The 1,471-nt window shown below is 60.5% G+C and carries 1 protein-coding gene and 1 pseudogene; both read left to right on the top strand.

Features of this window, described 5'->3' with window-relative positions; all coding sequences use genetic code 11:
• Positions 1-422: pseudogene (locus A2J03_RS22480) on the top strand (hypothetical protein); the annotation flags it as partial.
• Between the two features lie 105 nt (positions 423-527).
• Positions 528-1,316, top strand: a complete 789-nt coding sequence (locus A2J03_RS22485; RefSeq protein WP_068378415.1) for a tyrosine-protein phosphatase — start codon at positions 528-530, stop codon at positions 1,314-1,316.
• Positions 1,317-1,471 lie beyond the last annotated feature (155 nt).

Here is a 1,471-nt window from a genome sequence, read left to right on the forward strand (position 1 = left end):
TCTTCTGCGTCGTCTCCCGCTACCACGGCGGCGCATTCGTCGTCTTCTCCGGAGCACTCAACGACAACATGGAAGTCCTCGCCGTCGAAGGATCCTTCGCCTCCGTCCTCGGCGGCGCACCCGCAGCAGCGGTGGTCTTCACCCGCGACGTCAACGCCCGCACCGCCGCCGACCCCGAAGTCAAAAAACTCGAAACCACACTCGCAACAGCAACAACCGACACCGAACGCGCGCACCTGCGCGTCGAACTGGCAACCAAGAAAGCAGACGTCCGCAACGCCAAACTCGGCGAAGTCGCCGCCGAATTCGAAGCCATCCACAACATCCAACGAGCACAAACCGTCGGATCCGTCCACCACATCGTCCCCGCCGCCGAACTACGACCACAACTCATCGCCGCCATCGAACGAGGAATGGCCCGCACTTCAGGTGCGCTGGAAGAGATGAATGAAGATATCCGACACCATTTGTCGGATTTGGCAGTTTCGGGAAATGCTCCTATCGCGATGCAGAGGTGATGGTTGCTCATGTCGAGGCCGATTTTCATCGACCAATTTCGATTGTCCGGAGCATGGAATTTCCGGGACGTCGGTGGCGCCCGAACAATGGATGGGCGTGCCGTTCGGAGTGGGATGCTATTCAGATCATCCGAGCTGTCACAGTTGGACGAACAAGGCCGCACCGAAATGAGAAGGCTTGGAGTAAAGGCGGTATTCGATCTTCGCGGCGATGCCGAAGTAGCGCGTAGCGGGGCCGATCGCCTTCCCAGCGGCGTCCTCCTACGCACTACTCCGTACCGAAACCACACGAGCGATACCGCTCCGCACGAGGGTGGTGTTGCGGGCGGCGAAGACGGCCAGCTCGGGCACATGATGCGCACGTACTCCTCGTATGCGTCACTCGCGGGCGCGTTCGACGCAATCCGAGAGGTTGTCACAGTACTGGCAGCGGGGGAGGGGCCGATCCTGGTGCATTGCGCCGCTGGTAAGGATCGTGCTGGGTGGACAGTAGCGACTGTGCTGCGCGCTGTCGGAGTGTCGGATGCGGACATTGTGGCCGACTTTCTACGAAGCAACTCTGGAATCGAGCCGTTGCGCAGACACATGCAGGCAGTGTGGTCGACGATGGGCGACGAGAATCCGCCCGAACTGTCGAACGCCATGCTCGGGGTGAGTGAACAGTACTATCGCCGCGGTCTGGAAGCCGTCGACCAGGTGCACGGATCGTTCGAGGGCTACCTGAATGCGATCGGGATCAGCGAATCCGCCCTGGCCGATCTGAGGGGGGCGTTGCTGACCGACGGGTCGGATGACTGAAATGTGAACCCGACTGGCCGGTACGAACTTTCCGCATCAGTAGCCTTCAGCTGACACCACGGCGGCACCGTGCGGTTTCGCTGCGTTCACGTGCAGTTATTCCCTCTCGCTACTGTTATCCCTACGAACTAATTGGGGAGAGCGCCATGGAGTTC

The sequence above is a fragment of the Rhodococcus sp. EPR-157 genome (genome assembly GCF_001647195.1).
Classification (GTDB): domain Bacteria; phylum Actinomycetota; class Actinomycetes; order Mycobacteriales; family Mycobacteriaceae; genus Rhodococcoides.

Excerpts from the sequence above, each read along its gene's own strand:
- A2J03_RS22485 (WP_068378415.1), top strand. The coding sequence starts at position 528 with ATGTCGAGGCCGATTTTCATCGACCAATTTCGATTGTCCGGAGCATGG.